Below are 24,278 nucleotides of genomic sequence, written 5' to 3' on the forward strand. Positions count from 1 at the left end.
TCCGTCCATTTCCTTTGAATACTCACGCCGGATGACCACGCCCTTCACCACCCTGATGGCCCAGCTGGCCGATCAACCCGACGGCTCCACCCTGACCGTCACCGAGGACTGGGGCCAGGGCCGCACCCTGTTCGGCGGCATCTCGGCGGCTCTGTGTGTGGCGGCGGCCGAGCGGGCCATCGGCGAGGGCGCGCCGCCGCTGCGGTCCGGCCAGTTCGCCTTCATCGGCCCGGCCTCGGGGCCTTTGAGGCTATCGACCGAGGTCCTGCGGCGCGGCAAGTCGACCATCTTCATGCAGGCCGACCTGCACGGCGAGGCGGGCCTGGCCACCCGCGCTATCCTGACCTTCGGCGCCGCCCGCGACAGCGCCCTCGACGACGAGGACCTGAAGGCCCCCGAGACCCTCGACCCGGAAACCTGCCCGCCGCTGCATCCGGAGGGCAAGGGCCCAGGCTTCGTGGCCAACTTCCAGATCCGCCCGGCCAACGGCAAGACCATCTTCAGTCGTGAGGCGCGGGAGTCGGTCAACCGCCCCGACCTGCTGCTCTGGTGCCGCCACCGCGACCCGGACGCCGGCATGGGCGCCGCCGCCCTGATCGCCCTGGCCGACACCCCGCCGCCGGCCGCCGTGCGGCTGATGCGGGTCTCGGCCCCGATCAGCACCATGACCTGGATGGTCGACATCCTGTCGCCGCCGCCGCTGGACAATGACCGCGGCTGGCGGCTGCTGAGGAGCTCGGCCGAAGTCACCCGGGATGGATACTCGAGCCAGTCCATGGTCCTGTGGGACGAGGCTGGCCGGCCGCTGGTCATCGGCCGCCAGAACATCGCCGTCTTCGCCTGATTGTTTCTCTCCCTCCCCTTTATGGGGAGGGACAGGCCGCGAAGCGGCCAGGGTGGGGTACTCACGGGCAGGGGCGCGCTGCATCTGACTTCCCCACCCGGACGGCTTCGCCGTCGTCCCTCCCCATAAAGGGGAGGGAGGGCGATCCCCCTACCGCCGCCGCGGATGCCATTCCGCGACCAGAAGGTTGGGGACCCAGCACAGCCAGGCGATGGCGGCGTAGCCAGCGGCCGGATCAACCGGAACCAGCGGCAGGCTGACCAGGTAAAGCCGCAGGGTGACGGCCGCCAGGGTCAAGGCCCAGGAGCGGATCATCCAGCGGCGATGGGCTTCGAAGTCGCGGGCCAGCGCCTTGCGCCAGCCCATCGTCGTCGTCACCAGCCACAGGACGGCGAGCAGGCCAAAGCCGGCGCCGGCCACCGGCCCCGCCGTCGTGCCCACCGCCAGCGCCAGCCCACCGACGCCACCGACCAGGCAGGCGACCGCGTAGAGCCGCCCCGTCCAGCGATGGGCGAAGGGCAGGCGGCGGCGCAGCGGACCGATGAACTGGAAGGAGCCGATCAGCAGGGCGGTGGCGGCCCCGGCCACATGCACGGCCAGCCATGGCGCGGCGAAGGCGTTGGCCAGCACGGTCGGGCTCAGCGGCCCGACGCCCGGCAGATAGCGGTAGGAAAACACTGCCGTCAGCAGGCTGAGCAGCAACGCCACCCCCCACCCCAGCCGGCCCGGCCAACGGACCTGGACTATCGTTTGAACCTGCATGATCGCCTCCTTGGCTTGCGGGTGGCGACGGCATTGCCCGACGGCGGGCGGCCCGCTACGCCTGACTTCGCGAGTGGCGCCAGGGCTGCGCGAGAGGGGCGAATGGCCGGATCGGGGTCACATCGAGCAGCCGCATCAGCGCGGCGCATCGCCATCGAGCTGGGCCTGCTGGTCGCCGCCGGACTGTTCGTCGGCGCGCTGGGTCCGTTCGGGTCGGACACCCTGCCCTGGGCCCTGAAGCACGGCTACTGGCTGACCACCCTGGTCGGCGGCGGGGTGATCGGCATCGCCCTCGACGAGACGCTCGGCCGGCGGATCGCCCCGGCCTGGTGGCGGGTGCTGGTCCTCTCCGTTGTGATGACGCCGCTGACCGCCCTGTTCGTGCTCGCCGCCGCCCGAGTGATCCTGGGCCAGCACGCCAGCTTCCAGGGCTTTGGCCGGCTGCTGTGGCAGGTGTTCGCCATCGCCCTGCCGGTGATGGCCGTCCGCGCCCTGGTCCGCCGCCCGCCCAAGGTCGAAACCCGCACCGTCATCGAGCCGCCCCTGCCGCAGGCCGAGGCCGCCTTTCGCCGCCGGCTGTCGGCCAGGCGCCGGGAAGCCCGCCTCCTCGCCGTCGAGGCCCACGACCACTACCTGCGGGTCCATACCGACGCCGGCGCCGAACTGGTCACCCTGCGCTTCACCGACGCCCTGGCCGAGCTGGACAAGGCGCACGGCTACCGCGCGCATCGCTCCTGGTGGGTGGCGGCCGACGCCATCGAGGCGGTGCGTTGGCGGCGGGGGGCGGGCGAGGCGACCCTGGCCGGCGGCCTGGTCGTCCCGGTCAGCCGCTCGATGGCGCCGACCCTGCGCGAGGCCGGCTGGCGCTGAAGCCGCGCGCTTCGCCCCTTATGCAATCCTTATGCGGCGGCCGATCCTTCGGGATCGAACCCTGACGCCTGAATGACGATCCTGCGGCCTCACCCTGGAGCGCCGCCGATGGCCGATATCCTGTTTCTGATCCTGGGCCTGGGCGCCTTCGCGCTCTTCGGCCTCTACGCCGCCCTGCTGCGGAAGGTCTGAGCCATGCTCCTGACCGTCCTCTACGGCGCCGCCGCCGTCGGGCTGGCCATCTACATGGTCGCCGCCCTGCTTCGCCCCGACAAGTTCTGAAAGGAGACCTCGCATGGACTGGCGAGGCTGGGCCGAGATCGTTTTCACGATCGGCCTCACTTTGGCGCTGAGCTGGCCGCTCGGGGCCTATCTGAAACGCGTCTGGACCGGCGAGTCGACCTGGCTCGATCCGGTGCTTCTGCCTGTCCAGCGGGCGACCACCGCCCTGCTCGGCGTCAAGCCCGGCGCCAGCCAGACCTGGCTGGCCTACGCCGGCTCGGTGATGGCCTTCAGCGCCGTCGGCTTCGCCTTTCTCTATGCGATCCTGCGCCTGCAGGGCCTGCTGCCGTTCAACCCGCAGGGGTTTGAGGGCCTGTCGCCGCACCTGGCGTTCAACACCGCCGTCAGTTTCGTGACCAACACCAACTGGCAGTCCTACGTCCCCGAGACCACCGTCTCGACCTTCTCGCAGATGGCCGGGCTGACGGTGCAGAACTTCGTCTCGGCCGCCGCCGGCCTGGCCATCGCCGCGGCCGTGGCCCGGGCCTTCGCGGCCGATCGGGCCGAGGGGCTGGGGAACTTCTGGGTCGATGTCGTCCGCATCCTTCTCTACGTGCTCTTGCCGGTCAGCCTGGTCGGCGCCCTGGTGCTGGTGGCGCTGGGCGTGCCGCAGTCGCTGTCGGCTGGAACCCCGGTGACCACCCTGGAAGGCGCCCGGCAGACGCTGGCCCTGTTCCCGGCGGCCAGCCAGGAGATCATCAAGCAGTTCGGGACCAACGGCGGCGGCGTGTTCAACGCCAACTCCGCCCACCCGTTCGAGAACCCCAACGCCTGGACCAACCTGATCCAGATCGTCGCCATGAACGTGCTGAGCCTGGCGGCGGTGTTCGCCTTCGGTCGGCTGGTGCTGGCGGCCAGGGAAGCCCGCGCACTCGTCGCCGTCATGGTCATCCTGCTCGGCGCGGCGGCCGGCGGCATCTACGCCGCCGAGACCCTGACCCCGCAGCCGGCCCTGCTGGCCGCGCAGGTTCCCCACGGTCCCTCGATGGAGGGCAAGGAGGTCCGCTTCGGCGCCGCCTCGACCGCCATGTTCTCGGCCGCCACCACCGGCGCCTCCGACGGCGCGGTCAACGGCATGCATGGCAGCCTCACCCCGCTCGGCGGCGGCATCGCCCTGTTCATGATCCAGCTGGGCGAGATCCTGCCCGGCGGGGTCGGCTCGGGCCTCTACGGCATGGTGGTCATGGCCCTGCTGGCGGTGTTCGTCGCCGGGCTGATGGTCGGCCGCACGCCCGAGTACCTGGGCAAGAAGGTCGAGGCGCGCGAGATCAAGTTCGCCATGCTGGCGGTGCTGATCCTGCCCATCACCATCCTCGGCTTCTCGGCCGTGGCGGCGGTGCTGCCGGTGGCCTTGAAGGGCCTGCTCAACAGTGGGCCGCACGGCCTCAGTGAGATCCTCTACGCCTACACCTCGGCGGCGGGGAACAACGGCTCGGCCTTCGCCGGCCTGACCGCCAACGCCCCCTGGTGGAACACCACGCTGGGCATCGCCATGCTGCTGGGCCGCTTCGCCTACATCGTTCCGGTGCTGGCCATCGCCGGCTCCCTGGCGGCCAAGCCCAAGCTGGCCCCCACCGCCGGCACCCTGCCCTCCTCGGGCCCGCTGTTCGTCGGCCTGCTGATCGGGATCATCCTGATCCTGGGTGGGCTGCAGTTCTTCCCGGCCCTCGCCCTTGGCCCGATCGTCGAGCACTTCCAGGTGCTGGCGGCGGCCCGTTGATCCCGAATTTCAAGGACGCCTGACATGTCCGATACCCTCGCCGACGGCCCCAGCACGAAGCGCGCGCTGGGCTCCGCCACCCTCTCCCGCGGCGTCGTTCTCGAGGCGCTGAAGTCGGCCTTCCTCAAGCTCGACCCGCGCAGGCTGACCGGCAACCCGGTCATCCTCGCCACCGAGGTGGTCGCCGCCCTGGCCACCATCTCGGCCGCGGTCGCCGTCGCCACCGGCCAGCCGGCCGGCTTCGAGGTCCAGATCGCCCTGTGGCTCTGGGCGACGGTGCTGTTCGCCAACCTGGCCGAAAGCGTCGCCGAGGGGCGGGGCAAGGCCGCGGCCGACAGCCTGCGGGCCTCCCGCGTGACCACCAAGGCCAAGCTGATCATCGACCCCAAGGCCGGGACCTGGATTCCCACCCCGGCCCACAAGCTGGGCGTCGGCGAGGTGGTTCTGGTCGAGGCCGGCGACGTCATCCCCTCCGACGGCGAGATTATCGAGGGCGTCGCCTCCGTCAACGAAGCGGCCATCACCGGCGAAAGCGCCCCGGTGATCCGCGAAAGCGGCGGCGACCGGTCCGCCGTCACCGGCGGCACCACCGTCGTCTCCGACTGGATCAAGGTGCGCATCACCAGCGAGGCGGGCTCGACCTTCCTCGACCGGATGATCGCCATGGTCGAGGGCGCCGACCGCCGCAAGACGCCCAACGAACTGGCGCTGGGCGTGCTGCTGGCCGGCCTGACCCTGGTCTTCCTGGTGGCCGTGGTCACCCTCCTGGGCCTGGGCGCCTATTCCGGCGTCAAGCTCGACCCGATGGTGCTGGGCGCCCTGTTCGTGACGCTGATCCCGACGACGATCGGCGGCCTGCTCAGCGCCGTCGGCATCGCCGGCATGGACCGCCTGTTGAAGGTCAACGTCCTGGCCACCTCCGGCCGGGCGGTCGAGGCGGCCGGCGACGTCGACACCCTGCTGCTCGACAAGACCGGCACCATCACCTTCGGCAACCGCATGGCGACCGAAGTCGTCCCCGCCCCCGGCGTGCGGCCCGAAACCGCCCTGCGCGCGGCGATGATGGCCTCCCTGGCCGACGAGACGCCGGAAGGCCGCTCGATCGTCGAGCTGGCCCGCGACCAGGGCCTGACCGCCGAGACCCCGGCCGGCGCGACCTTCATCGCCTTCTCCGCCGTCACCCGCCAGTCGGGCCTCGACGCCGGCAAGAGCAGCTGGCGCAAGGGCGCGGTCGATGCGGTCCTCAAGACCCTGAATCTCGGCCCCGAAGACGCGCCGGTCGAGTTCCGCCAGGCCGTCGACCGCATCGCCCGCTCGGGCGGCACGCCGCTGGCCTGCAGCGAGAACGGCGCCCTGGTCGGCGTCATCCATCTGAAGGACGTGGTCAAGCCGGGGGTCAAGGACCGCTTCGCCGACCTGCGCCGCATGGGGGTCCGCACGGTGATGATCACCGGCGACAACCCGGTGACCGCCGCCGCCATCGCCTCCGAAGCCGGGGTCGACGACTTCCTCGCCGAGGCCACGCCCGAGGACAAGCTGCGCATGATCCGGGCCGAACAGGCCAAGGGCCGGCTGGTCGCCATGTGCGGCGACGGGGCCAACGACGCCCCCGCCCTGGCCCAGGCCGACGTCGGCGTGGCCATGCAGACCGGCGCCCAGGCCGCCCGCGAGGCCGGCAACATGGTCGACCTCGACAGCGACCCCACCAAGGTCCTCAACATCGTCGAGGTCGGCAAACAGCTGCTGATCACCCGAGGGGCCCTGACCACCTTCTCGATCGCCAACGACGTGGCCAAGTACTTCGCCATCATCCCGGCCCTGTTCGTGGCCAGCCTGCCGGCCCTGTCGGGCATGAACATCATGCGGCTGCACAGTCCGCAGAGCGCCATCCTGTCGGCGGTGATCTTCAACGCCTTGGTCATCGTCGCCCTGATCCCGCTGGCCCTGCGCGGGGTGAAGTACCGGGCCATCGGGGCCAGCAAGCTGCTCAGCCGCAACCTGTCGATCTACGGCCTGGGCGGCCTCGTCGCCCCGTTCATCGGCATCAAGCTGATCGACCTGATCGTCTCGGGCCTGGGCTGGGCGTGAGCCTTCCCGCCAACCAAGGACACCCCCATGCTTTCGCAACTCCGCCCCGCTCTTATCTCCATGGTCCTGTTCACCGCTGTGCTCGGCCTGGGCTATCCCCTGGCCGTCACCGGCATCGCCCAGGCCGCCTTCCCGGCTCAGGCCAATGGCTCGCTGGTGACCCGGAACGGCAAAGCGGTCGGCTCCGCGCTGATCGCCCAAGGCTTCGCCCAGCCAGGCTACCTGCACCCCCGCCCCTCGGCCGCCGGCAAGGGCTATGACGCCGCCGGCTCCTCGGGCTCCAACTACGGCCCGCTGAACGCCGACTACGCGGCCCGCGTCAGGACCGACGCCGACGCCCTGCGCGCCGAAAGCGCCGCACCGATCCCGGTCGACGCCGTCACCACCTCGGGTTCGGGCCTCGACCCCGACGTCTCGCCGGCCAACGCCGAACGCCAGGTGGCCCGCATCGCCGCCGCCCGCGGTCTGGCGCCCGAGCGGGTGCGGTCGATCATCGCCGTCGCCACCCGGGCGCCGACGCTCGGCTTCCTCGGCCAGCCCCGGGTCAATGTCCTGAAGGTCAATCTGGCTCTCGACGCCGCGACCCGAACGGAGCAACGTCCGCCGCGATGACCCCGGACGAGCCGCGCCGCCCCGACCCTGACGCCCTGCTGGCGGAGGCCCGGTCGGCCGGGCGCGGCCGGCTCAAGGTCTTCCTCGGCATGGCCCCCGGGGTCGGCAAGACCTTCGAGATGCTCAGCGCCGCCGGCCGCCTCAAGGCGGCCGGCGGCGACGTGCTGGTCGGGGTGGTCGAAACCCACGGCCGCCGCGAAACCGAGGCGCTGCTCGAGGGCCTGGAGGTTCTGCCCCGCAAGCCGATCGAATACCGCGACCGGGCCCTGATGGAGTTCGATCTCGACGCCGCCCTGGCCCGCAGGCCCGGCGTGCTGCTGGTCGACGAATACGCCCACTCCAACGCCCCAGGCTCGCGCCACCCCAAGCGCTGGCAAGACGTCGAGGAGATCCTGGCCGCCGGCATCGATGTCTGGACCACCCTCAACGTCCAGCACCTGGAAAGCCTCGTCGAGGTGGTCTGGAAGATCACCGGCGTACGCCAGCGCGAGACCGTGCCCGACAGCGCCCTCAGCCGCGCCGACGACATCGAGCTGATCGACATCACCCCGACCGAGCTGCGCGAGCGGATGGCGGCCGGAAAGGTCTATGTTCCCGAGACCGCCCGCCTGGCCGCCGATCGTTTCTTCAAGCCGGAGAACCTGACCGCCCTGCGGGAACTGGCCCTGCGCCGCGCCGCCCAGACGGTCGACGACCAGCTGACCCAGGCCATGAAGCGGGCCGGGGTCGAGGGCCCCTGGGCGGCGGGCGAGCGGATCCTGGTGCTGATCGGGCCGGACGGCATGGCCGGGGCGCTGGTGCGGGCCGGCCGGCGCCTCTCCGACATGATGATGGACGCCCCCTGGACGGTGGCCCACATCGAGCGGCCCAACCGCGGGGCCGGCGACCCGGCCGGCGGCGTGCGGCTGAACGAGGCGCTGAAGCTGGCCGAGCAGCTGGGCGGATCGACCGTCGTGCTGACCGGCGATGACCTGGTCCAGGCGGTCCTAGACCATGCCCGGCGCAACAACATCACCCAGATCGTCGTCGGCAAGTCGCGGCGCTCGCGCTGGCGCGGCCTGTTCGGCCGTTCCCTGGCCCCCGCCCTGTTGGAAGAAGCGGCCGGCGCCGCCCTGCACGTCATCACCGACGCCGCCGCCGACGGTCGCCCGGCGCCGCCGCCCCGGCCCGTGAGAAGCCGCTTCCAGTGGCGCGGCCAGCTGGGCGCCCTCGGCCTGGTCGCCATCGCCGTGGCCATCGCCTGGATGATCGACAGCAAGGTCGAGAACGCCAACCTGGCGATGATCTTCATGCTCAGCGTGCTGGGCGCCGGCCTGGCGTTCGGCCTGTGGCCGGCGGTGACGGCGGCGACGGTCTCGGCGCTGGTCTACAACTTCCTGTTCCTGGAGCCGCGGCTGACCATGCTGATCGGCCACCCGGCCGATGTGCTGACCTTTTTCGTTTTCTTCGCCGCCGCCCTGGCCACCGGTTGGCTGACCGGCCGGGTGCGCGATCAGGCCCGCGCCACCTCGCGCCGGGCCTCGGCCGTCTCGGCCCTGCTGGCCTCCAGCCGCCGCCTGTCCGGCGCCGCCCGCAAGGAGGACGCCGCCACGGCGCTGGCCGAACAGCTGGCCGCCGCCACCGGCGGCAAGGCCGTCGTCCTGCTGCCGGGCGGCGACGACATCGTCGCCACGGCCGGGGCGCCGGAACTGGAGCCGCTGTCGGCCGCCGACCTGGCCGCCGCCCGCTGGACCTGGGAGAAGGGCGAGCCGGCCGGGGCCCGCACCGGCACCCTGCCCAACGTCGCCTGGACCTTCCGGCCGCTGCAGGGGGTCAAGGCCCGGGCCGGCGTCGTCGGTCTCGAACCCCAGGCCCTGGCCGCCGAGGAAGACGAGCGCTTCGCCCTGGCCCTGCTCGACCAGGGGGCCATCGCCCTGGAACGCGCCGAGTTCGCCGCCGAGGCGGCCGACGCCGACGCGCTGCGAAGATCCGACCGCCTGCGCTCTGCCCTGCTCAACTCGGTCAGCCACGACCTGCGCACGCCGCTGTCGACGGTGCTGGGGGCGGTGACGACCCTGATCGACTTCGGCAAGTCGATGAAGCCGGCCGTCCGCGACGACCTGATGCTGTCGATCCGCGAGGAGGCCGAGCGGTTGAACCGCTATGTCGGCGACCTGCTGGACATGACCCGCATCGAGGGCGGCGCCCTGAAGACCCGCCGCGAATGGACCGACATCCGCGACGTGCTGGGGGCCGCCATCGGCCGCGTCGAGCGGCGGCTCGAAACCCGCACCCTGGACAAGGACTTCCCCGCCCAGCTCTCCATGGTCATGGCCGACCCCAGCCTGCTGGAGCAGGCGCTGGTCAACATCCTGGAGAACGCCATCGCATACAGCCCCGACGGCTCGACCATCGAGACCGCCGCCTACGAAGATCGCGGCAACGTCGTCATCTCCATCGAGGACGAGGGCCGGGGCATCCCGACCGCCGAGCTGGAACGGGTGTTCGAACGCTTCCGGCGCATGGAGGAGGCGTCCGATCGGGGCAAGGGGGCGGGCCTGGGCCTGGCCATCTCCAAGGGCTTCGTCGAGGCCATGGGCGGCCGCATCGCCGCCGCCAGTCCCATCCATGATGGACGCGGCACCCGCATTCTGATCAGCCTGCGCAAGGAAGTGATGACCCCGGACCACCTGCTTTGACCGCCTGGCGCCCCCGCATCCTCGTCATCGACGACGAGCCGCAGATCCACCGCTTCCTGGGCCCGGCCCTGGAGGCGGCGGGCTACGAGCCGGTGCGGGCCGACGACGCCACCAGCGGCCTGCGCGAGATCGCCCGCAAGGCGCCTGACGCCGTCGTGCTCGACCTTGGCCTGCCCGACATGGACGGCAAGGAGGCGCTGGCGAAGGCCCGCGCCTTCTACGACGGCCCCATCCTCATCCTTTCGGCCCGCGATCGCGAGACCGAGAAGATCGACGCCCTCGACGCCGGCGCCGACGACTACGTCGAAAAGCCCTTTGGGGTTGGCGAACTGCTGGCCCGGCTGCGGGTCGCCATGCGCCACCGCCTGCGCCGCGAGGGGGCCGAGGAGGTGATGCGCTCGGGCGATGTCGAGATCGACCTGATCAATCGGCGCGTGACCCGCGCAAGCCAGCCCGTCCACCTGTCGCCCAAGGAATTCGACCTGCTGGCCAACCTGGCGGGCGGCAGCGGCCGGGTGCTGACCCACCGCCAGATCCTCACCGCCGTCTGGGGCCCGGCCCACGAGCAGGACGTGCAATACCTGCGGGTCTTCATCGGCCAGCTGCGCCAGAAGCTGGAGGCCGACCCGTCGAGCCCCAAGGTCATTCTCACCGAGCCGGGGGTGGGCTACCGTTTCGGCTGAGGAGACCCGCATGCCCCCCCAAACCGGCGGCTGCCGCTGCGGCCAGCTTCGCTTCGAGATCACCGCCCCGCCGCTGCTGACCATGGCCTGCCACTGCACCGGCTGCCAGCGGATGAGCGGCGGGCCCTATTCCCTGTCGGTGGCCGTGCCCTCGGCGGGCTTCAAGGTGACCCGCGGCGAGCCGGTCATCGGCGGCCTGCACGGGGAGATCCAGCACTACCACTGTCCCCATTGCCTCAGCTGGGTGTTCACCCGGCCCGGCATGGACTTCTTCGTCAACGTCCGCGCCCCGATGCTGGACGACACGGCCGGCTACGAGCCCTTCATCGAGACCTGCACGGCCGAGGGCTTCCCCTGGGCGAAAACCCCGGCCAGGCACAGCTTCGAAGGCTTTCCGCCGATGGAGGCCTACCAGGCGCTCAGCGAGGCGTTCAGCGCGCTTGCCAGTCAGACGCCCGGCGGGCGAGGCGGGTCTCCGGGCCGAAGCAACCCCTGACGGTACAATTCGGTCCAGATGAAGGGGCTCTCCTCCTTGAGGAACCAGCTGGGAAACACCAGAGCCAGGTACCGGTTGACGAGATTGAGCCGCGCGTCCCGCATTTCCGCATCATCAAGTTTCAGGCGCTTGATGGTCTTCGTCGCCAGCGCCGCGTCCGGCGGAGCCAGGGTAGGATTGGGGTAGATCGAGCCATTCAGGACGTTGAGCCGGAACGTCCCGGCGGTCATGAGGAAAGGGTCTAGGACGTCGGAGAAATTGTTCTTCCTGGCGTTCATCTTCGCGCAGGCGAGGCGGTAGTTATCCCATTCGTAGGTGTCCGGAAGGGCTCGGGATTTCGGTGCGAAATGCTCGACCGAGGGTCCGCCGGTCACGGGATGGATGCGCAGGCTCGCGTAAGCGCATATGCGATCATATGACGAGAGCAGATCGGGCAGGCAAGCGGTCCAGAAGGGCTTGATCTTGGTTCCCTTCGGCGCGGCCGCCAGCCCGGTGAGACCCGCCGACGCGAGCCACGCAACGCCAGGGGTCCGCACCTTGGCGTCGAAGTCTTTCGGCTCATCCACGGGCGCGACCGGGATCATGCTTCGGACCGGAACCCCGCCTTGACCGCCCGCCAACGAACCCAGAAGGGGTCGGTGTCCGACAGGACCGCCGCGAGCCGCTCCTCCATGGATCTGACGGCCGCGGGGCGGGCGTCCGGGCTCATCATCTCGGAGGCTTCTTCAAGCAGTTGTTCGGCTTCGCGGGACCGCGAAGACGTCAGTCCGAACGCCTCGCTGGTCAGCCATCGCTCTGAACTGCCCAGTATCCGGAAGTCGGCTTGCGTCAACCGCACCGTGGCAGGCCGCTCTTCCTGGTCCAGATGCAGCTCGAACAGGGCATCCCGATTCTCGTCGAAGACCGGTTCGATCGAGGCCAGGACCATGGGCGAATGGGTGGCGACGACATACTGGATCGTCGGGGCTTTTTTCGATGGCCCGGTCAGCTGTTCCAGCGCGGCCATGAGGGCCGGCAGAATCACACGCTGCCACTTGGGATGCAGGTGAGCCTCGATCTCGTCGACGATCACCAGCATTCGGGGGGAGGGCTTCAACCCGGTGAGCCGCGCCACCTCATCGTGCTCTCTCCACGCCCAGACAAGCATGTAAGCCAGGGCGATGATCCTCCGCATTCCGGCCGAGGCGACCGTCACCGGCACCTCCTGTCCGTAGGGCGTCGCCAGGGTGGGAATGAGTCGCGCATCCAATAGGTCGGCGCGCGCGGGCTTGCCGATCTTCAAGACTTCATCGTCGGATGGCGACAGGGCTTTGAGCGTGCGACTCAGCGCCTCGAACTCCCAGGCTTCGGTCTGCTGCCAACTCACCCAGTCAGCGATCAGGCCGTTACTGATCGTCTTCCCATCGATCTTCAGGCCATTCCAGACATCGCCGCCATTGAACACAAGGCCCATCGGAACACCGGACTCGGCTTCATCACGCCCGCCGAACCGGCGGATCGAGTCCCAGACGGCAAAGTCGCCATTCGCCCGGGCATAGACAACCAATCCAGGCTGGCCGGGCTTGCCCTGCGGAAAACGCCACCTCTGCTCGTCTCGTTGATAGGTGGTCGTGAGCACCGCGGTCTTGGAAACGGCGGAAAACTCGATCTCGACCGAAGAGGGCCTGCGGCTGTGAAGGGGCGGTCGAATCGGCTCTCCCGCCCAGGTGCGCGTCATCGCCCACCAGGCCAGATCCAGCAGGAAACTCTTTCCGAGGCCGTTGTCGCCGGTAATGACATTCAGGCGTGCCGCCGGCGTGAACGCCATGGCCGGCGCGGGTCCGATGTTCTCGAGACGAAGGGCTCTAAGCATGGGGCCAGTAAGCGCGGCGGCATTGTCCTCGTCAACGCGATCCTGGAACCGTCGAGACGGGCGTGGTCACCCTAGCCCTCTTCCTTACTCGCCGTGTCCCGGTGCCGGGCCATGGCGTCGCTGAAGGCGGCGGCCAGGATGCCGGTCGGCAGGGCGATCAGGCCGATGCTGGTCACCGCCGTGATCGCGGCCAGGATCTTGCCCAGCGGGGTGATCGGAAAAACGTCGCCGTAGCCGATGGTGGTCAGGGTCGCCACCGCCCACCACAGGGCGCGGGGGATGGACCCGAACTTGTCCGGCTGGACGTCACCCTCGACCAGGTAAAGCAGGGTCGCCGACAACACCATCAGCCCGACGCCGGCGAACAGGCTCAGGAACAGCTCGGCCCGTCGCGAGTGAACCGCCTCGCCGATATGCCGCCAGGCCGAGGACATCCGGCCAAGCTTGGCCAGGCGCAGGACGCGCAGCAGCCGGAAGGCGCGCAGCAGTGGCCCGGCCGGGACGCCGGGGGTCAGGGTAGCGATGATGGTGACAAGGTCGATCAGGCCGCTGAATGACAGCATGAACCGCAGGCGGGCGCGCCAGGGCCCGGGAGCGTCCGGCCGTTCCGGGGCCACCCACAGCCGGGCCAGGTACTCGACCAGGAAGATTATCCCGAACACCAGCTCGGCCAGGGCGAACAGGGTCGCGTGCTTGACCTGGAAGGTCGGCTCGGTGGCGATGATGGCCACGCCCGAGGCGACGACGATCAGAACCGCCAGCACGACATTGACGATCGACAGCCCCCGCCGCCGCGCCTCGGGATCAAGCTGGCGGTAGAGCCGCGCCCTCAGGGTCGTCGCGCCGTCCGGCATGATGCTCTCCCCTCGCCCTGGCCCACGGATGCTAGACGATTCGCCGCTACCCGGCTTTCGCCAGGCGTCGCTCCCACAGGGCGGCAAGATGCTCGATCGGCATCGGTTTGGCGAACAGATAGCCCTGGAAGGCGTGGACGCCGGCGGTGGCCAGGAACTTGCGCTGCTCCTCGGTCTCCACCCCCTCGGCGACCACCTTCATGCCCAGGGCCCGGCCGACGCTGATCACCGCATGGACCAGGGTCATGCTGGTCGCGTCCCCAGGACAGCCGACGATGAAGCAGCGATCGATCTTCAGCTTGTTGAACGGATAGAGCCGCAGCTGGTTGAGGCTGGTGTAGCCCATGCCGAAATCGTCGAGCGCCACCGAGACGCCCAGCGCCTGCAGCCGGCTGATGGCCCGGCCGGCCTCGTCCTCGTCGGCCAGGACGGCGGTTTCGGTCAGTTCCACCTCAAGCCGACCCGGCGGGAAGGCGTGCTTCAGCATCATGGCCGACAGGTCGTCGACGAAGCTGGGGTCGGCGACATCCAGGGCGCTGGCGTTGATGCTGACCGGCAGACCGGTCAGCGGCAGGGTGTCGGCCATCGCCTGATGCATCACCCAGCGGGTGATCGGCCCCATCAGCCCGGCCTTCTCGGCCAGGGGGATGAAGCGGTTGGGGCCGATGGGTCCCTGGGTCGGATGGGTCCAGCGCAGCAGGGCCTCGCAGCCGGTCACCGACTGGCCGTCGCGGCTGAACTGCGGCTGGTAGGCCAGGCTGAACTGGCCGCGCTCGGCCGCCTTCGCCAGCGCCAGCGTCAGGGCGGCGTCCTCCGACGACAGGCCGGGGACCGCCTTCGGGGCCGGGATCTGGGCGTCGAGAACGGCCAGGGTGGCGGCCAGCTGACCCTGCAACCGCTGGCCGGCGGCCAGATCGAGGCGGCCTTCGTCGCGGGCCGCCGATTCCAGCTGGCCGCAGGTCTCGGCGACGGCGCGGGCCCCGATGTTGAGGCTCATCGATTTGAGGGCGTGGGCGGCGCGGGCGGCGGTGTCAACGTCGCCGGCCTGGGCGGCCTCCAGATAGCTTTCCACGGCCGGCGGCGCGTTCTCGCGGTAGAGGCGGCGGACGCGCTCGACGAAGTCGCCCTTGCCCACGGCCGCCATGCGGACCAGTTCGGCGGTGATCTCAGGGTCGAGCAGATCGCTGACGGCGCCGGCGACCGGGGCAGGTTCGGCGATCTGGACCGGCGTCGAGGCCTCGGAAGGCTCGACGAAACGGGCCATGACGGCGGCCAGACCGGCCAGGGTGAAGGGCTTGTGCAGCACATCGTCCATGCCGGCTTCGCGCCACTGCTCGGCGGCGCTGCCGACCACATGGGCGGTCAGGGCGACGATGGGGGTGCGGCGGCCTTCTTCTCGCGTGCGGATCTCGCGGGCCGCCTCATAGCCGTCCATTTCCGGCATCGAGCCGTCCATCAGCACCAGGTCGTAGGCCCCCTTCAGCGTCGCCTCGACCCCCTGGCGGCCGTCTTCGGCGGTGTCGCAGTCGGCCCCCAGCCGCGAAAGGGCCTCCATGGCCACCTCGCGGTTGACGGCGCTGTCATCGACGACCAGCACCCGGCGGCCGACGAAGCCCGGCAGAGCGCCCGAGGCCTGCGTCGCCTCGGCCTCGCCGGGATCGGTCAGCGGCTCGCCGGCGGCGGCCTGGATCAGGGCCCGCATCAGGTCGCCCCGGCGCAGGGGCTGGATCAGGGCGGCGTCGGCCAGGCCGGATTTCGTCAGGGCGGCGGGTTTGGGGTCGCCGTATTCGCCCAGCACCAGGGTCGGCGCGTCCAGGCGAGGCCGGTCGTCCAGGGCGATCGGATCGGCGATGACCAAAGCCGCGCCGGCCTCGTCCAGGTCCTGAACGGTCATGCCGGCCGCCGCCAGGTAGCGCGTCGTCACCGCCCGCGTGCAGGGCCCGGCCAGCGACAAGGCGGCGGGCGCTTCGAACCGGGGCCACGCCGGCGCCGCCTCCAGCGTCTCCAGCGGCACGGTGAAGCCGAACACCGAGCCCTTGCCGACCTGGCTGGCGACCTCGACCTCGCCGCCCATGGCCTCGACTAGCCGCTTGCAGATGGCCAGGCCCAGGCCCGTGCCGCCGAACCGGCGGGTGATCGATTGGTCGGCCTGGGTGAAGGCCCCGAACAGGCCGCCGATCTTGTCCGCCGCGATGCCGATGCCGCTGTCGCGCACCCGCACCCGCAGCCCGCCCTCATAGGGCTCGACGGTGATCATCACCCCGCCGGTCTCGGTGAATTTGATGGCGTTGTTGACCAGGTTGCCGACCACCTGCCGCAGCCGGGTGGGATCGCCCATCACCTTGGCCGGGGTGGCCGGATCGACGAAGGCGGCGATGTCCAGGCCCTTGGACCGGGCCCGCTCCCAGAACAGGCTGGCGACGTCCTCGACGATCTCGGCCGGGTCGGTGGGGGCCGCCTCCAGGTCCATCTTGCCGGCCTCGATCTTCGAAAAATCGAGGATGTCGTTGATGATGGCCAGCAGGCTGGAGCCCGACTTGGCGATCACCTCCGCGAACCGCCGTTGGCGGGCCGGCAGCTCGCCGGCGGCCAGCATCTCGGCCATGACCATGATGCCGTTCATCGGGGTGCGGATTTCATGGCTCATGGTGGCCAGGAAGTCGCTCTTGGCGGCGTTGGCGCTCTCGGCGGCGTCCTTGGCGACGACCAGGTCGGCGGTGCGCTCGCTGACCGTGCGCTCCAGGCCCTCGACGTGGCCGGCGATCTCCTGGTCGCGGGTCCGCACCTCGGCGAGCATGGCGTTGAAGCCGTCGACCAGCTCGGCAATCTCGGCGTCGGCCCTGTCCGGGGCCTGGGTCGGCCGGCTGTAGTCGTGGGTGGCGCGCACGGCCGCCATGGCGTCCTTCAGGGACAGGATCGGGCCGGTGATGCGGGCCTGCATGCGCCAGGCGACCAGCAGCCCGACCAGCGCCGCCATGACCCCGGCCAGCAGGCTGACCAGCAAGGCCCCGCCCAATCGCCCGAAGATGCCGCTGGTCTGGCCCAGCAGCACCACCTGGCCGACCGGTCGCCGGCCGTAAACGACGGGCGCGCGGACCTCGACGGTGCCCGACCTCAGCAGCGAGGCGGTCGAAGCGCTGTCCTTGCCGCCCACCTGGACATCGCGGCTCAGCCGCGCGCCCGAGCCGGTCTCGGCCAGGGTGCGCCCGTCCGGCGTCTCGATGCGGGCGTAGGAGACGCCGGGCAGCAGGTTGATGGCCCGCAGGGAGGCATAGGCCTTCGAGGCGCTCTTCTGCGAGGTCGCCTCGGCGCTGGTCGAGGCCAGCACGGCGGCGGCGGCGCGGAACTGTTCCAGCTGCAGCGCGGCCTCGCGGCGGCCGTCGCGCACGGCGCTGACCAGGGTGACCACGGCCACGGCGACGCTCACCGAGGCCAGCACCAGAAGGGCCAGCCGCGTGCGGATCGAGTTCCTGTGCCGGACCCCCGACTTACCGACCACGAAAAGTTCCGTTTCATCCAAGACTTAGGCGGAGACCGACGTTACCGGGCATTAATGACCTCGTGCTTAATGTGGGAGGTCCGACGACCGCTTTTGGGGGAACGATCTATGGAGGCGCGGGTCCAGCTACGGCGGGCCTTCTACTACTCGGCACAGGCCGATCTTCGTCTGCTGTTTGTGGACGACGATCCCATCCTGCGCGAGTTCGCCTCCGTGCATCTGGCCTCCGAGCACATGCGGCTGGAGACCGCGGCCGACGGGGCCGAGGGCCTGGCCGCCATCGCCGCCGACCCGCCTGACCTGGTCCTGCTCGATCTCGACATGCCCAACGTCGACGGCTTCGAGGTGCTGCGCAGCCTTCGGGCCGATCCGTTCACGGAGCATCTGCCGGTCATCGTGGTGACGGGGCGCGAGGACACCGCCGCCATCGACCGCGCCTTCGACGCCGGGGCCACCTCCTTCATCGCCAAGCCGATCAACTGGCGGCTGCTCAACTACCAGGTCCGCTACGTGCACCGCACCTGCGCCAACGAGGCCTTCCTGCTGGAGGAGAGGGCCCGCATCGGCCAGGATCGCGTCCGCGCCGAGGCCCGGCTGCGGGCCGTCGCCCGCGAGGGCTCGCGCTTCATCGGCCAGGCCCTGCGCGACAATCCCGCTCTGCGCGAGGCCGCCGCCGATTTCGCCACCGCCGTCGAGGCCGCCCTGACACCGCCGGACGCGACCTGATGAGCATCCCGCGCGGCCTCGTCGGTCTGGTTCGTCGCCTGGCGGCGGACCAGCGCGGCAACGTCATCACCACCTTCGCCCTGGCCACGCCGGTCATCGCCATCCTTGCCCTCGGCGGCGTCGACCTGGCCAGCGTCAGCGCCGACAAGCAGAAGATGCAGGATGTCGCCGACGGCGCCGCCCTGCTGGCCGCCAAGCAGCTGGGCATGGCCGACAACAACGGCCTGGCCGAACGCACCAAGGCGACGATGGCCGAGCAGCTCAACGAGCTGAGCGGCCGGATGACCTATACGGCCTCGGTGACCCCCGACACCGACGAGGGCCTGGTCCAGGTGCAGCTGGTCGCCAACCGCAACAGCTTCTTCGCCAACATGCTGCCGCCCGGCGGCTGGAATTTCACCATCACCGCCAACGCCCAACGGATGGGGACGACGCCGCTTTGCGTGCTGAGCCACGGCGGCGCCAAGAGCCAGACCATCAACCTGACCGGCACGTCCAAGTTCAGCGCGCCGGGCTGCCTTGTCCACGGCAACAGCGATATCCAGGTCGGCGGCGCGGCGCAGATGAGCGCCGATGTCGTGCAGGCCTCGGGCCTCGCCAACGGCTCCATCACCCCCGCGCCCCAGACCGACGCGCCGCCGATCCCCGACCCCTTCGCGGGCATGGCGATCGATCCGCCCGGCGCCATCTGTTCGCCGCTGGACCTGGTCTCCGAGCTGGCGCCGATCGTCCTGCTGCCCGGCGTGCACTGCGGCAACATCACGGCCATCAATTCGGTGTCCATCACCCTGCTGCCTGGCGAGCACTTCTTCCAGAAGGGCAAACTGACGCTGCAGGACCAGTCGACCTTGATCGGCGACAATGTCGTCCTGGTCTTCGGACGCGACGCCCAGTTCCAGTTCAAGGACACCTCCCTGATCCGGCTCAAGGGCCGGCGCCAGGGCCGCTACGCCGGCTTCGTCATCGCCACGACGCGGGACAACGTCCGGCCCTTCGAGATCTCCTCGAGCGCGGCCCGGGAGCTGCTGGGCACCATCTACATCCCCTCTTCGGAGCTGCAGGTCACCGGCACGGCCAAGGTCGCCGACCAGTCGGCCTGGACCGTCATCGTCGCCCGCTCCCTCAAGCTGACCCAGAACCCCAACCTGGTGATCAACAAGAACTACGCCGGCTCCTCGGTGCCGGTGCCGGGCGGGGTGGGCGACAAGGCCAGCGCCGCGGTCGTGCGGCTGGCCAACTGAGCGCTGAAAGTTTCGGGGACACTATACTTAATTCCGACAACATCGCGGGAGGTCCAACGCTGGTGAGGGGAATTAAGTATAGTGTCCCCGAAACTCCAGCAACATCGCGGGAGGTCCAACGCGGGTTGGGGAAATTAAGTATAGTGTCCCCGAAACTAAGCGTCGGCAGCCTCGCCCCCACGCGGCTTCGGTCCGGTCTTCCGCTTGGCCAGATTCCGTCCGAGGTCCGCTTCCAGCCGGGCGATGAAGCCGGCCGAGCCCAGCGGCCGACCGGTCCGCTCGCCGGCGCGGATCGCCTTGAGCTCCGCCTCGCTCGGAGGCAGGCCGAGAAAATCCGCCCAGTCCAGTATCCGCTCCAGCATCGGGCCCACCGCCACCAGCGCGTCGTCACGGCCCTCCAGGTGAGCCCGGGCGCTTGACCAGGCCCAGTCCTGCGGCTTGGCGGCCAGCCCGGCGCGCACGGGGTTGAGCTCCACATAACGGGCGCAGGCCAGCAGATGCGCCTCATCCATCACCACCGAGGCGAACCGCCCCTGCCAGAGATAACCCCGCCAGCCCTGGCGCTGGTTGATGTGCCATGAGTAGCGGCGGTGCGTCTCGGCCAGGGCGGCGCGCAGCCCGCCCTCATCGCCAGGGACCAGGATCAGGTGCACATGGTTGGGCATCAGGCAGTACCCCAGCACCTCGACGCCGGCCGCTCGGCAGCCGCCCGCCAGCAGGTGGCGGTAGACCGCATAGTCCTCCTCGCCGAAGAAGGTTGGCTGGCGCCGGTTGCCGCGTTGGGTCACGTGATGCGGCTCGCCCGGCGCCACCACCCTGGCCATTCTCGCCATCAACCCCGCCTCACTTTCTATTTCGGGGACACTATACTTAATTATCACGGCGAGTCTTCAGTCGCCGCGGACGGCGGGCAATTAAGTATAGTGTCCCCGAAATTACTGTCGGACTGAGGCGACGGCAGCGGGTTCGCGGCTCGGCGCAAAAGGGCGTAGCCTCCTCCCATGCGCACACCGCCTCGCCGTCCGCTTCTCAGCCAGCTTGCCGGGCCCGTTCTCTGCCTCGTCGCCCTGCTCGTTCCCGGGCTGGCCCAGGCGCATCCACCCTACGGCCTCGTCGCCGACGCCAGGGGCAATGTCTATTTCAGCGACCTGGAGGCGGTCTGGCGGCTGGCCCCGGACGGGGCCTTGAGCGTCTTTCGGCCGCGCACGCCCGACACCCATGTGCATGAGCTGAGCCTGACCCCCGACGGCGCGGCCCTCGAGGGCGACGAGAACCGCTACGATCCGGCCACCCAGACCTTCTGGACCGCCATCTGGCGGCGCGGCCTCGCCGGCCAGGAACGCTACATCGTCGCCCCGACCACCCGGCCCGCGCGGGGCATGGGCCTGTGGCTGGACGCGGCCGGCAATCGCTACGTCGTGCAGCAGCCGTCCGACGACGATCACCGCACCCTGGTGCTGCGGCGCGATCCGGCCGGGCGGGTGGACCTGCTGTTCGGCGACCCGGCCGTCGCGGCCGGCTTTGTCCAGAAGACCCCGTCCAGCCCCGGCGGCGTGATCGTGCCGTCCAGCGGCGGGCTGCTGTTCAGCCATGGCCCCGTGCTGCGCAGGCTAGCGCCGGGCGGGACGGCAACGACGCTGTTCACGGGATCGGCCCAAAGCCACCTGCGGAGCCTGGCCCTGACCGGCGACGGCCGGGTGCTGGCGGCCGACATGGGGCGGCGCCTGGTGCTGGCGGTTCCGGCCGGCGGCGGACAGGCGGAGACCCTCTACCGGTCGCCGGCCGGCTGGCTGCCGACCGGGGTGGCCGTCTCGGGACCGCGGCTTCTGGTGCTGGAGGCGGAAGACGATCCCGAACACCGCTCCCACCGCATGCGGGTCGTGGAGGTGCGGAACGGCCGCGGCCAGGTGGTCGCCTCGCCAGGCGACACCGGCCCGGTCGCCGCCTCTCCGGGATCCGACGGGCCAGACTCTGAGAGGGCGGAGTCGGCGAGCCTGTTCTGGCTCGGCGGCGGACTGGCGGCGGCCCTGGCTGTCGGCGCGATGGTCTGGCTGTCGCGGCGGCCGGTCAGGACCTGAGGCGCCCGAAACGCCTATGGGTCGACGAACACCCCCTCCTGGAACACCGTCTCGCCCACCCAGGGGTGGATGAAGCGCATGGCGAAGCGGAACCGCCCGTTCCCCAGGTCCTCGTGCACCACATGGGCGGCGCCGGGGGTCAGCAGGCTGGGCAGGGGCAGGACCAGGCCTCCCAGCACCCAGACATAGCCCTTGCCGCGGAAATGCAGGGCGCCGTCCTCGACGGTGACCTCCGAGCGCATGCCCAGGCCGCCGCGCGCCACCTCCAGCAGTTCGCCGGCCCGGCCCAGCTGCTTGCGCGAGCTGACCAGCATCTCCGGCCGGCCCGGGAAGCGATAGTAGCGGTCCCAGACCACGCCCCTCTCCTCCATCCGCACCACCACCCGCATGGGCACCGCCTCGCCGGTCCAGGGGGCCAGCGGCGTGCCGATCAGGCGGCAGGCCTGGGCCAGCCAGCGGCCAAAGCGGCTAGCCCGGACGACCATCTCGCCGGGATAGACCACCTCCTCGCCCATGCGGTGGACGCCGAAGCGCTCGCGCACCGCCAGCGGCAGGCGGCTCCAGGCGGCCTCGCCGACCAGGCGGCGGAAGTCCAGAATGGCTGGGGTCGACGGCGCCGGCCGGACCCTCAGTCTCCCAGCCCAGGCAACCAGCGTCCCCCCATTCCTGTACATGGGATCCCCTCCCCTAACGTCCGATGAGTTTGGCGATACGCCCGCCCAGCGCGATCAGCTTGATCAGGGTGGGCCTTGGCACATCGCGCATCTGGCGGTGCCAGCCGTCGAGCTGGACCAGGAAGCCCTGCATGGCCTTCAGCCGCTCGCGGGCGTAGGCGGGGGTGGCCCTGTCGGCCTCCGCCTCGGCGACGCAGGCGTTGAGCATCTCCAGGGTCGGGTCGATCTCGCGGCGCTTGCGGCCCTCGACGATCAGTTCGAGCATGTCCCAGGGGTCGGTGCGGGCCGCGAAATGGTCGCGCCGGTCGCCCTCCAGATGGACCAGCCGGATCAGGTCCCAGCCCATCAGTTCCTTCAGGCTGGTCGAGACGTTCGACCGCGCCACGCCGAGGGCCAGGGCGATCTGCTCGGCGTTCTGCGGCGCCTCGGCCAGGTAGAGCAGGGCGTGGATCTGGGCGACAGTGCGGTTCACCCCCCAACGCTGTCCCATCTCGCCCCAGTGGAGGACGTAGCGGCGCATGGCGGCGGTGATCTGCATGGCATTTCGCCTATTTCTGTCATGACAGAAATAGGCGAAATTGGTGGAGGGTGCAAGAGGGGTTTGCGCAGTTCCTCCCCCATCGGGGGGGGGACCGCGGCCGCAGGCCGGGGTGGAGGGGGTCCCCACCGGCGGAAGGGTCGGCACGTCCGCGGACGTTCGGGGTGACCCCCTCCGTCAGGCGCTACGCGCCTGCCACCTCCCCCGAGAGGGGGAGGAACTAGGCCGGCGGGACGGGCCCGAATCCGTCCCGCCGGCGCTTCGCCCTAACGGGTCCCGGCGGCGGAGGGGCCGGCGGCCGGGTCGCCGAGGGTGAAGGTCACGGTGCGGCCGACCAGTTCGGGCGGCGGACGCTTGAGGTCGGCGTCCTTCACGGCCGCCTTGGCGGCGGCGTCGAAGTCGCCCGAGCCGCTGGTGCGGACCACGCGCAGGCCGTTGCCGTCCGAACTGGCCGAGATGGTCAGCTTGAGGGCGACGGCCTTGCCGTCGTCATTGAGACCGGCGGCGGCGATCTTCTCCGCAAAGGCGGCCTTGGTCTGGGCGATCCAGGCGTCGGAGGCGGGGCTGGCGTGGGCCAGGGTCAGGCTGGCGGCCGACAGCACGGCCGCGCCGGCGAAGGCGAGGAGGTTACGGGTCATCTTGGGTTCGAGCTTTCGAGTTGCGGTTGGGGGAAGAGCGGCGCCGCGAAGACAGATATGGGCCGCCAGCCCCCGTTCCGCGAACGATAGCTTTTGCACTGCGCTGTGAGCCACGCTAACAAGCCCGCATGGCTCGCCTGCCCCCGTTCATCGCCCTGCGCACCCTGGAGGCGGCCGCCCGCCACAACAGCTACAGCCGCGCCGCCGAGGAGCTGTTCGTCACCCATGGCGCGGTCAGCCAGCAGATCCGCCGCCTGGAAGCGGAGCTCGGCCTCTGCCTGTTCATCCGCCGCGGCAACCGCATGGAGCCCACCCCCGCCGCCGTGCAGCTGGCCGGTCGGGTGCGCAGGGCGGTCGGCATCCTGAACGACGGCGTGGCCGAGGCCGAGGCGATGGGGCGGGCCACGCCCCTGGTGCTGAGCGCCGTCCACGCCATGGCCGGACGCTGGCTGATCCCGCGCCTGTCGCGCCTGCCCGAGGCGGTCGGCGGGCTGGAGCTGCAGATGTCCGAGCGGCTGGCCGACTTCACCAACGACGGCGTCGACTGCGCCATCCGCCACGGCCGGGGCCCCTGGCCGGGGGTCGAGCAGGCGCATCTGATGACCGAGCACTGGTTCCCGGTCTGCAGCCCCGATTTCCTGGCCCGCCATCCGATCGCCGGCCCTGCCGATCTGGCCCACACGCCGCTGCTGACCCACACCGACTACGGCTGGGAGCTGTGGTTCGCCGCCCAGGGCCTGGACGCCCCACGGCCGCGCGCCGGGCTGTCGTTCGACGATTCCGCCGTGCTGGTCGACGCGGCGATGCAGGGGCTGGGCGTCGCCCTGGCCCGGGAGTTCCTGGTCGTCCACGCCCTGGCCGAGGGCCGGCTGGTGCGGCCGCTGAGCGGACAGCTGCGGGCCCACGCCGACTACCACTTCCTCTGGCGGGCCGACGCCGCCAAGCTGCCGCGCATCCTGGCCCTGCGGGACTGGCTGCTGGCCGAGGCCCGGCTGGACGCCTCAACCAGGCAAGACATTGGGGCCACCAGACAAGGAAACGGGGAGGGAGCCCCAGACCCCCTCCCCGCTGAAGCGCCGACCTTGGCCTGAGGCCTTGGCCGCCGTCGGCGCCTGTCTGCAGAGCCCGTCAGGCGGAAGTGTT

Annotated in this window: 22 protein-coding genes; 13 read left to right on the forward strand and 9 right to left on the reverse strand. The window is 70.5% G+C overall.

The window, feature by feature from the left end:
• Positions 1–31: 31 nt before the first annotated feature.
• A complete protein-coding gene (locus AC1RSK_RS08280; RefSeq protein ID WP_492907019.1) occupies positions 32–844 on the forward strand; it encodes a thioesterase family protein in 813 nt (270 codons plus the stop codon).
• A 150-nt stretch (positions 845–994) separates the two neighbouring features.
• On the opposite strand, the gene AC1RSK_RS08285 is transcribed toward AC1RSK_RS08280, so the two are convergent.
• Positions 995–1,606 (reverse strand): DUF2306 domain-containing protein, encoded by a 612-nt coding sequence (locus tag AC1RSK_RS08285; RefSeq protein ID WP_492907020.1) that lies wholly within the window; start codon positions 1,604–1,606, stop codon positions 995–997.
• A gap of 102 nt (positions 1,607–1,708) precedes the next feature.
• Here AC1RSK_RS08285 and AC1RSK_RS08290 point away from each other — a divergent pair, with 102 nt between their 5' ends.
• From AC1RSK_RS08290 to AC1RSK_RS08325, 8 genes are all read left to right on the forward strand, one after another.
• Positions 1,709–2,476, forward strand: a complete 768-nt coding sequence (locus AC1RSK_RS08290; protein ID WP_492907021.1) for a LytTR family DNA-binding domain-containing protein — start codon at positions 1,709–1,711, stop codon at positions 2,474–2,476.
• 195 nt (positions 2,477–2,671) lie between these two features.
• Positions 2,672–2,758 (forward strand): K(+)-transporting ATPase subunit F, encoded by an 87-nt coding sequence (gene kdpF, locus AC1RSK_RS08295; protein WP_492907138.1) that lies wholly within the window; start codon positions 2,672–2,674, stop codon positions 2,756–2,758.
• 13 nt (positions 2,759–2,771) lie between these two features.
• Positions 2,772–4,478 (forward strand): potassium-transporting ATPase subunit KdpA, encoded by a 1,707-nt coding sequence (kdpA, locus tag AC1RSK_RS08300; RefSeq protein ID WP_492907022.1) that lies wholly within the window; start codon positions 2,772–2,774, stop codon positions 4,476–4,478.
• A 24-nt stretch (positions 4,479–4,502) separates the two neighbouring features.
• Positions 4,503–6,566, forward strand: a complete 2,064-nt coding sequence (gene kdpB, locus AC1RSK_RS08305) for a potassium-transporting ATPase subunit KdpB (protein ID WP_492907023.1) — start codon at positions 4,503–4,505, stop codon at positions 6,564–6,566.
• A 27-nt stretch (positions 6,567–6,593) separates the two neighbouring features.
• On the forward strand, positions 6,594–7,178 hold the full coding sequence (gene kdpC / locus AC1RSK_RS08310) for a potassium-transporting ATPase subunit KdpC (protein ID WP_492907024.1): 585 nt from the start codon (positions 6,594–6,596) through the stop codon (positions 7,176–7,178).
• Positions 7,175–9,856 carry a DUF4118 domain-containing protein gene (locus AC1RSK_RS08315; RefSeq protein WP_492907025.1) on the forward strand — a complete coding sequence of 894 codons (2,682 nt, stop codon included), beginning with the start codon at positions 7,175–7,177 and terminating at the stop codon, positions 9,854–9,856. Before kdpC ends, AC1RSK_RS08315 begins: the two co-directional genes overlap by 4 nt.
• Positions 9,853–10,539: a response regulator gene (locus tag AC1RSK_RS08320; RefSeq protein WP_492907026.1), complete on the forward strand. Its 687-nt coding sequence runs from the start codon at positions 9,853–9,855 to the stop codon at positions 10,537–10,539. The genes AC1RSK_RS08315 and AC1RSK_RS08320 overlap by 4 nt, the downstream gene beginning before the upstream one ends.
• A 10-nt stretch (positions 10,540–10,549) precedes the next feature.
• Positions 10,550–11,035: a GFA family protein gene (locus tag AC1RSK_RS08325; protein ID WP_492907027.1), complete on the forward strand. Its 486-nt coding sequence runs from the start codon at positions 10,550–10,552 to the stop codon at positions 11,033–11,035.
• On the opposite strand, the gene AC1RSK_RS08330 is transcribed toward AC1RSK_RS08325, so the two are convergent.
• The 4 genes from AC1RSK_RS08330 to AC1RSK_RS08345 form a co-directional block, all read right to left on the reverse strand.
• Positions 10,987–11,619, reverse strand: a complete 633-nt coding sequence (locus tag AC1RSK_RS08330; protein ID WP_492907028.1) for an HNH endonuclease family protein — start codon at positions 11,617–11,619, stop codon at positions 10,987–10,989. The two genes, AC1RSK_RS08325 and AC1RSK_RS08330, sit on opposite strands and share 49 nt — an antisense overlap.
• Positions 11,616–12,842, reverse strand: coding sequence for an AAA family ATPase (locus tag AC1RSK_RS08335; RefSeq protein WP_492907029.1), 1,227 nt, complete (start codon positions 12,840–12,842; stop codon positions 11,616–11,618). The genes AC1RSK_RS08330 and AC1RSK_RS08335 overlap by 4 nt, the downstream gene beginning before the upstream one ends.
• A gap of 116 nt (positions 12,843–12,958) precedes the next feature.
• A complete protein-coding gene (locus tag AC1RSK_RS08340) occupies positions 12,959–13,741 on the reverse strand; it encodes an ion transporter (RefSeq protein WP_492907030.1) in 783 nt (260 codons plus the stop codon).
• A gap of 46 nt (positions 13,742–13,787) precedes the next feature.
• Positions 13,788–17,240, reverse strand: a complete 3,453-nt coding sequence (locus tag AC1RSK_RS08345) for an EAL domain-containing protein (protein ID WP_492907031.1) — start codon at positions 17,238–17,240, stop codon at positions 13,788–13,790.
• Between the two features lie 108 nt (positions 17,241–17,348).
• On the opposite strand from AC1RSK_RS08345, the gene AC1RSK_RS08350 reads away from it, so the two are divergent.
• Both AC1RSK_RS08350 and AC1RSK_RS08355 read left to right on the forward strand, forming a co-directional pair.
• A complete protein-coding gene (locus tag AC1RSK_RS08350; protein WP_492907032.1) occupies positions 17,349–17,966 on the forward strand; it encodes a response regulator in 618 nt (205 codons plus the stop codon).
• A complete protein-coding gene (locus tag AC1RSK_RS08355; protein WP_492907033.1) occupies positions 17,966–19,207 on the forward strand; it encodes a TadE/TadG family type IV pilus assembly protein in 1,242 nt (413 codons plus the stop codon). The genes AC1RSK_RS08350 and AC1RSK_RS08355 overlap by 1 nt, the downstream gene beginning before the upstream one ends.
• 155 nt (positions 19,208–19,362) lie before the next feature.
• On the opposite strand, the gene AC1RSK_RS08360 is transcribed toward AC1RSK_RS08355, so the two are convergent.
• Entirely contained in the window at positions 19,363–20,040 is a 678-nt protein-coding gene (locus AC1RSK_RS08360) for a transposase (RefSeq protein ID WP_492907034.1), read from the reverse strand.
• 168 nt (positions 20,041–20,208) lie between these two features.
• Between AC1RSK_RS08360 and AC1RSK_RS08365 the strand changes: the two genes are divergently transcribed.
• A complete protein-coding gene (locus AC1RSK_RS08365; RefSeq protein WP_492907035.1) occupies positions 20,209–21,285 on the forward strand; it encodes an NHL repeat-containing protein in 1,077 nt (358 codons plus the stop codon).
• A gap of 14 nt (positions 21,286–21,299) precedes the next feature.
• Here the strand turns inward: AC1RSK_RS08365 and AC1RSK_RS08370 are convergent, their stop codons facing one another.
• The 3 genes from AC1RSK_RS08370 to AC1RSK_RS08380 all read right to left on the reverse strand — a co-directional run bounded on the left by AC1RSK_RS08370 (position 21,300) and on the right by AC1RSK_RS08380 (position 23,135).
• A complete protein-coding gene (locus AC1RSK_RS08370) occupies positions 21,300–21,959 on the reverse strand; it encodes a DUF4166 domain-containing protein (protein WP_492907036.1) in 660 nt (219 codons plus the stop codon).
• 13 nt (positions 21,960–21,972) lie between these two features.
• Complete coding sequence (locus AC1RSK_RS08375; protein WP_492907037.1) at positions 21,973–22,497, reverse strand: GbsR/MarR family transcriptional regulator; 525 nt, start codon at positions 22,495–22,497, stop codon at positions 21,973–21,975.
• 266 nt (positions 22,498–22,763) lie between these two features.
• A complete protein-coding gene (locus AC1RSK_RS08380) occupies positions 22,764–23,135 on the reverse strand; it encodes a TonB C-terminal domain-containing protein (RefSeq protein ID WP_492907038.1) in 372 nt (123 codons plus the stop codon).
• Between the two features lie 128 nt (positions 23,136–23,263).
• On the opposite strand from AC1RSK_RS08380, the gene gcvA reads away from it, so the two are divergent.
• Positions 23,264–24,226, forward strand: coding sequence for a transcriptional regulator GcvA (gcvA, locus tag AC1RSK_RS08385; protein WP_492907039.1), 963 nt, complete (start codon positions 23,264–23,266; stop codon positions 24,224–24,226).
• The last annotated feature ends 52 nt before the right edge of the window (positions 24,227–24,278 follow it).

It is taken from the genome of Caulobacter sp. GW821-FHT11A05, assembly GCF_058809015.1.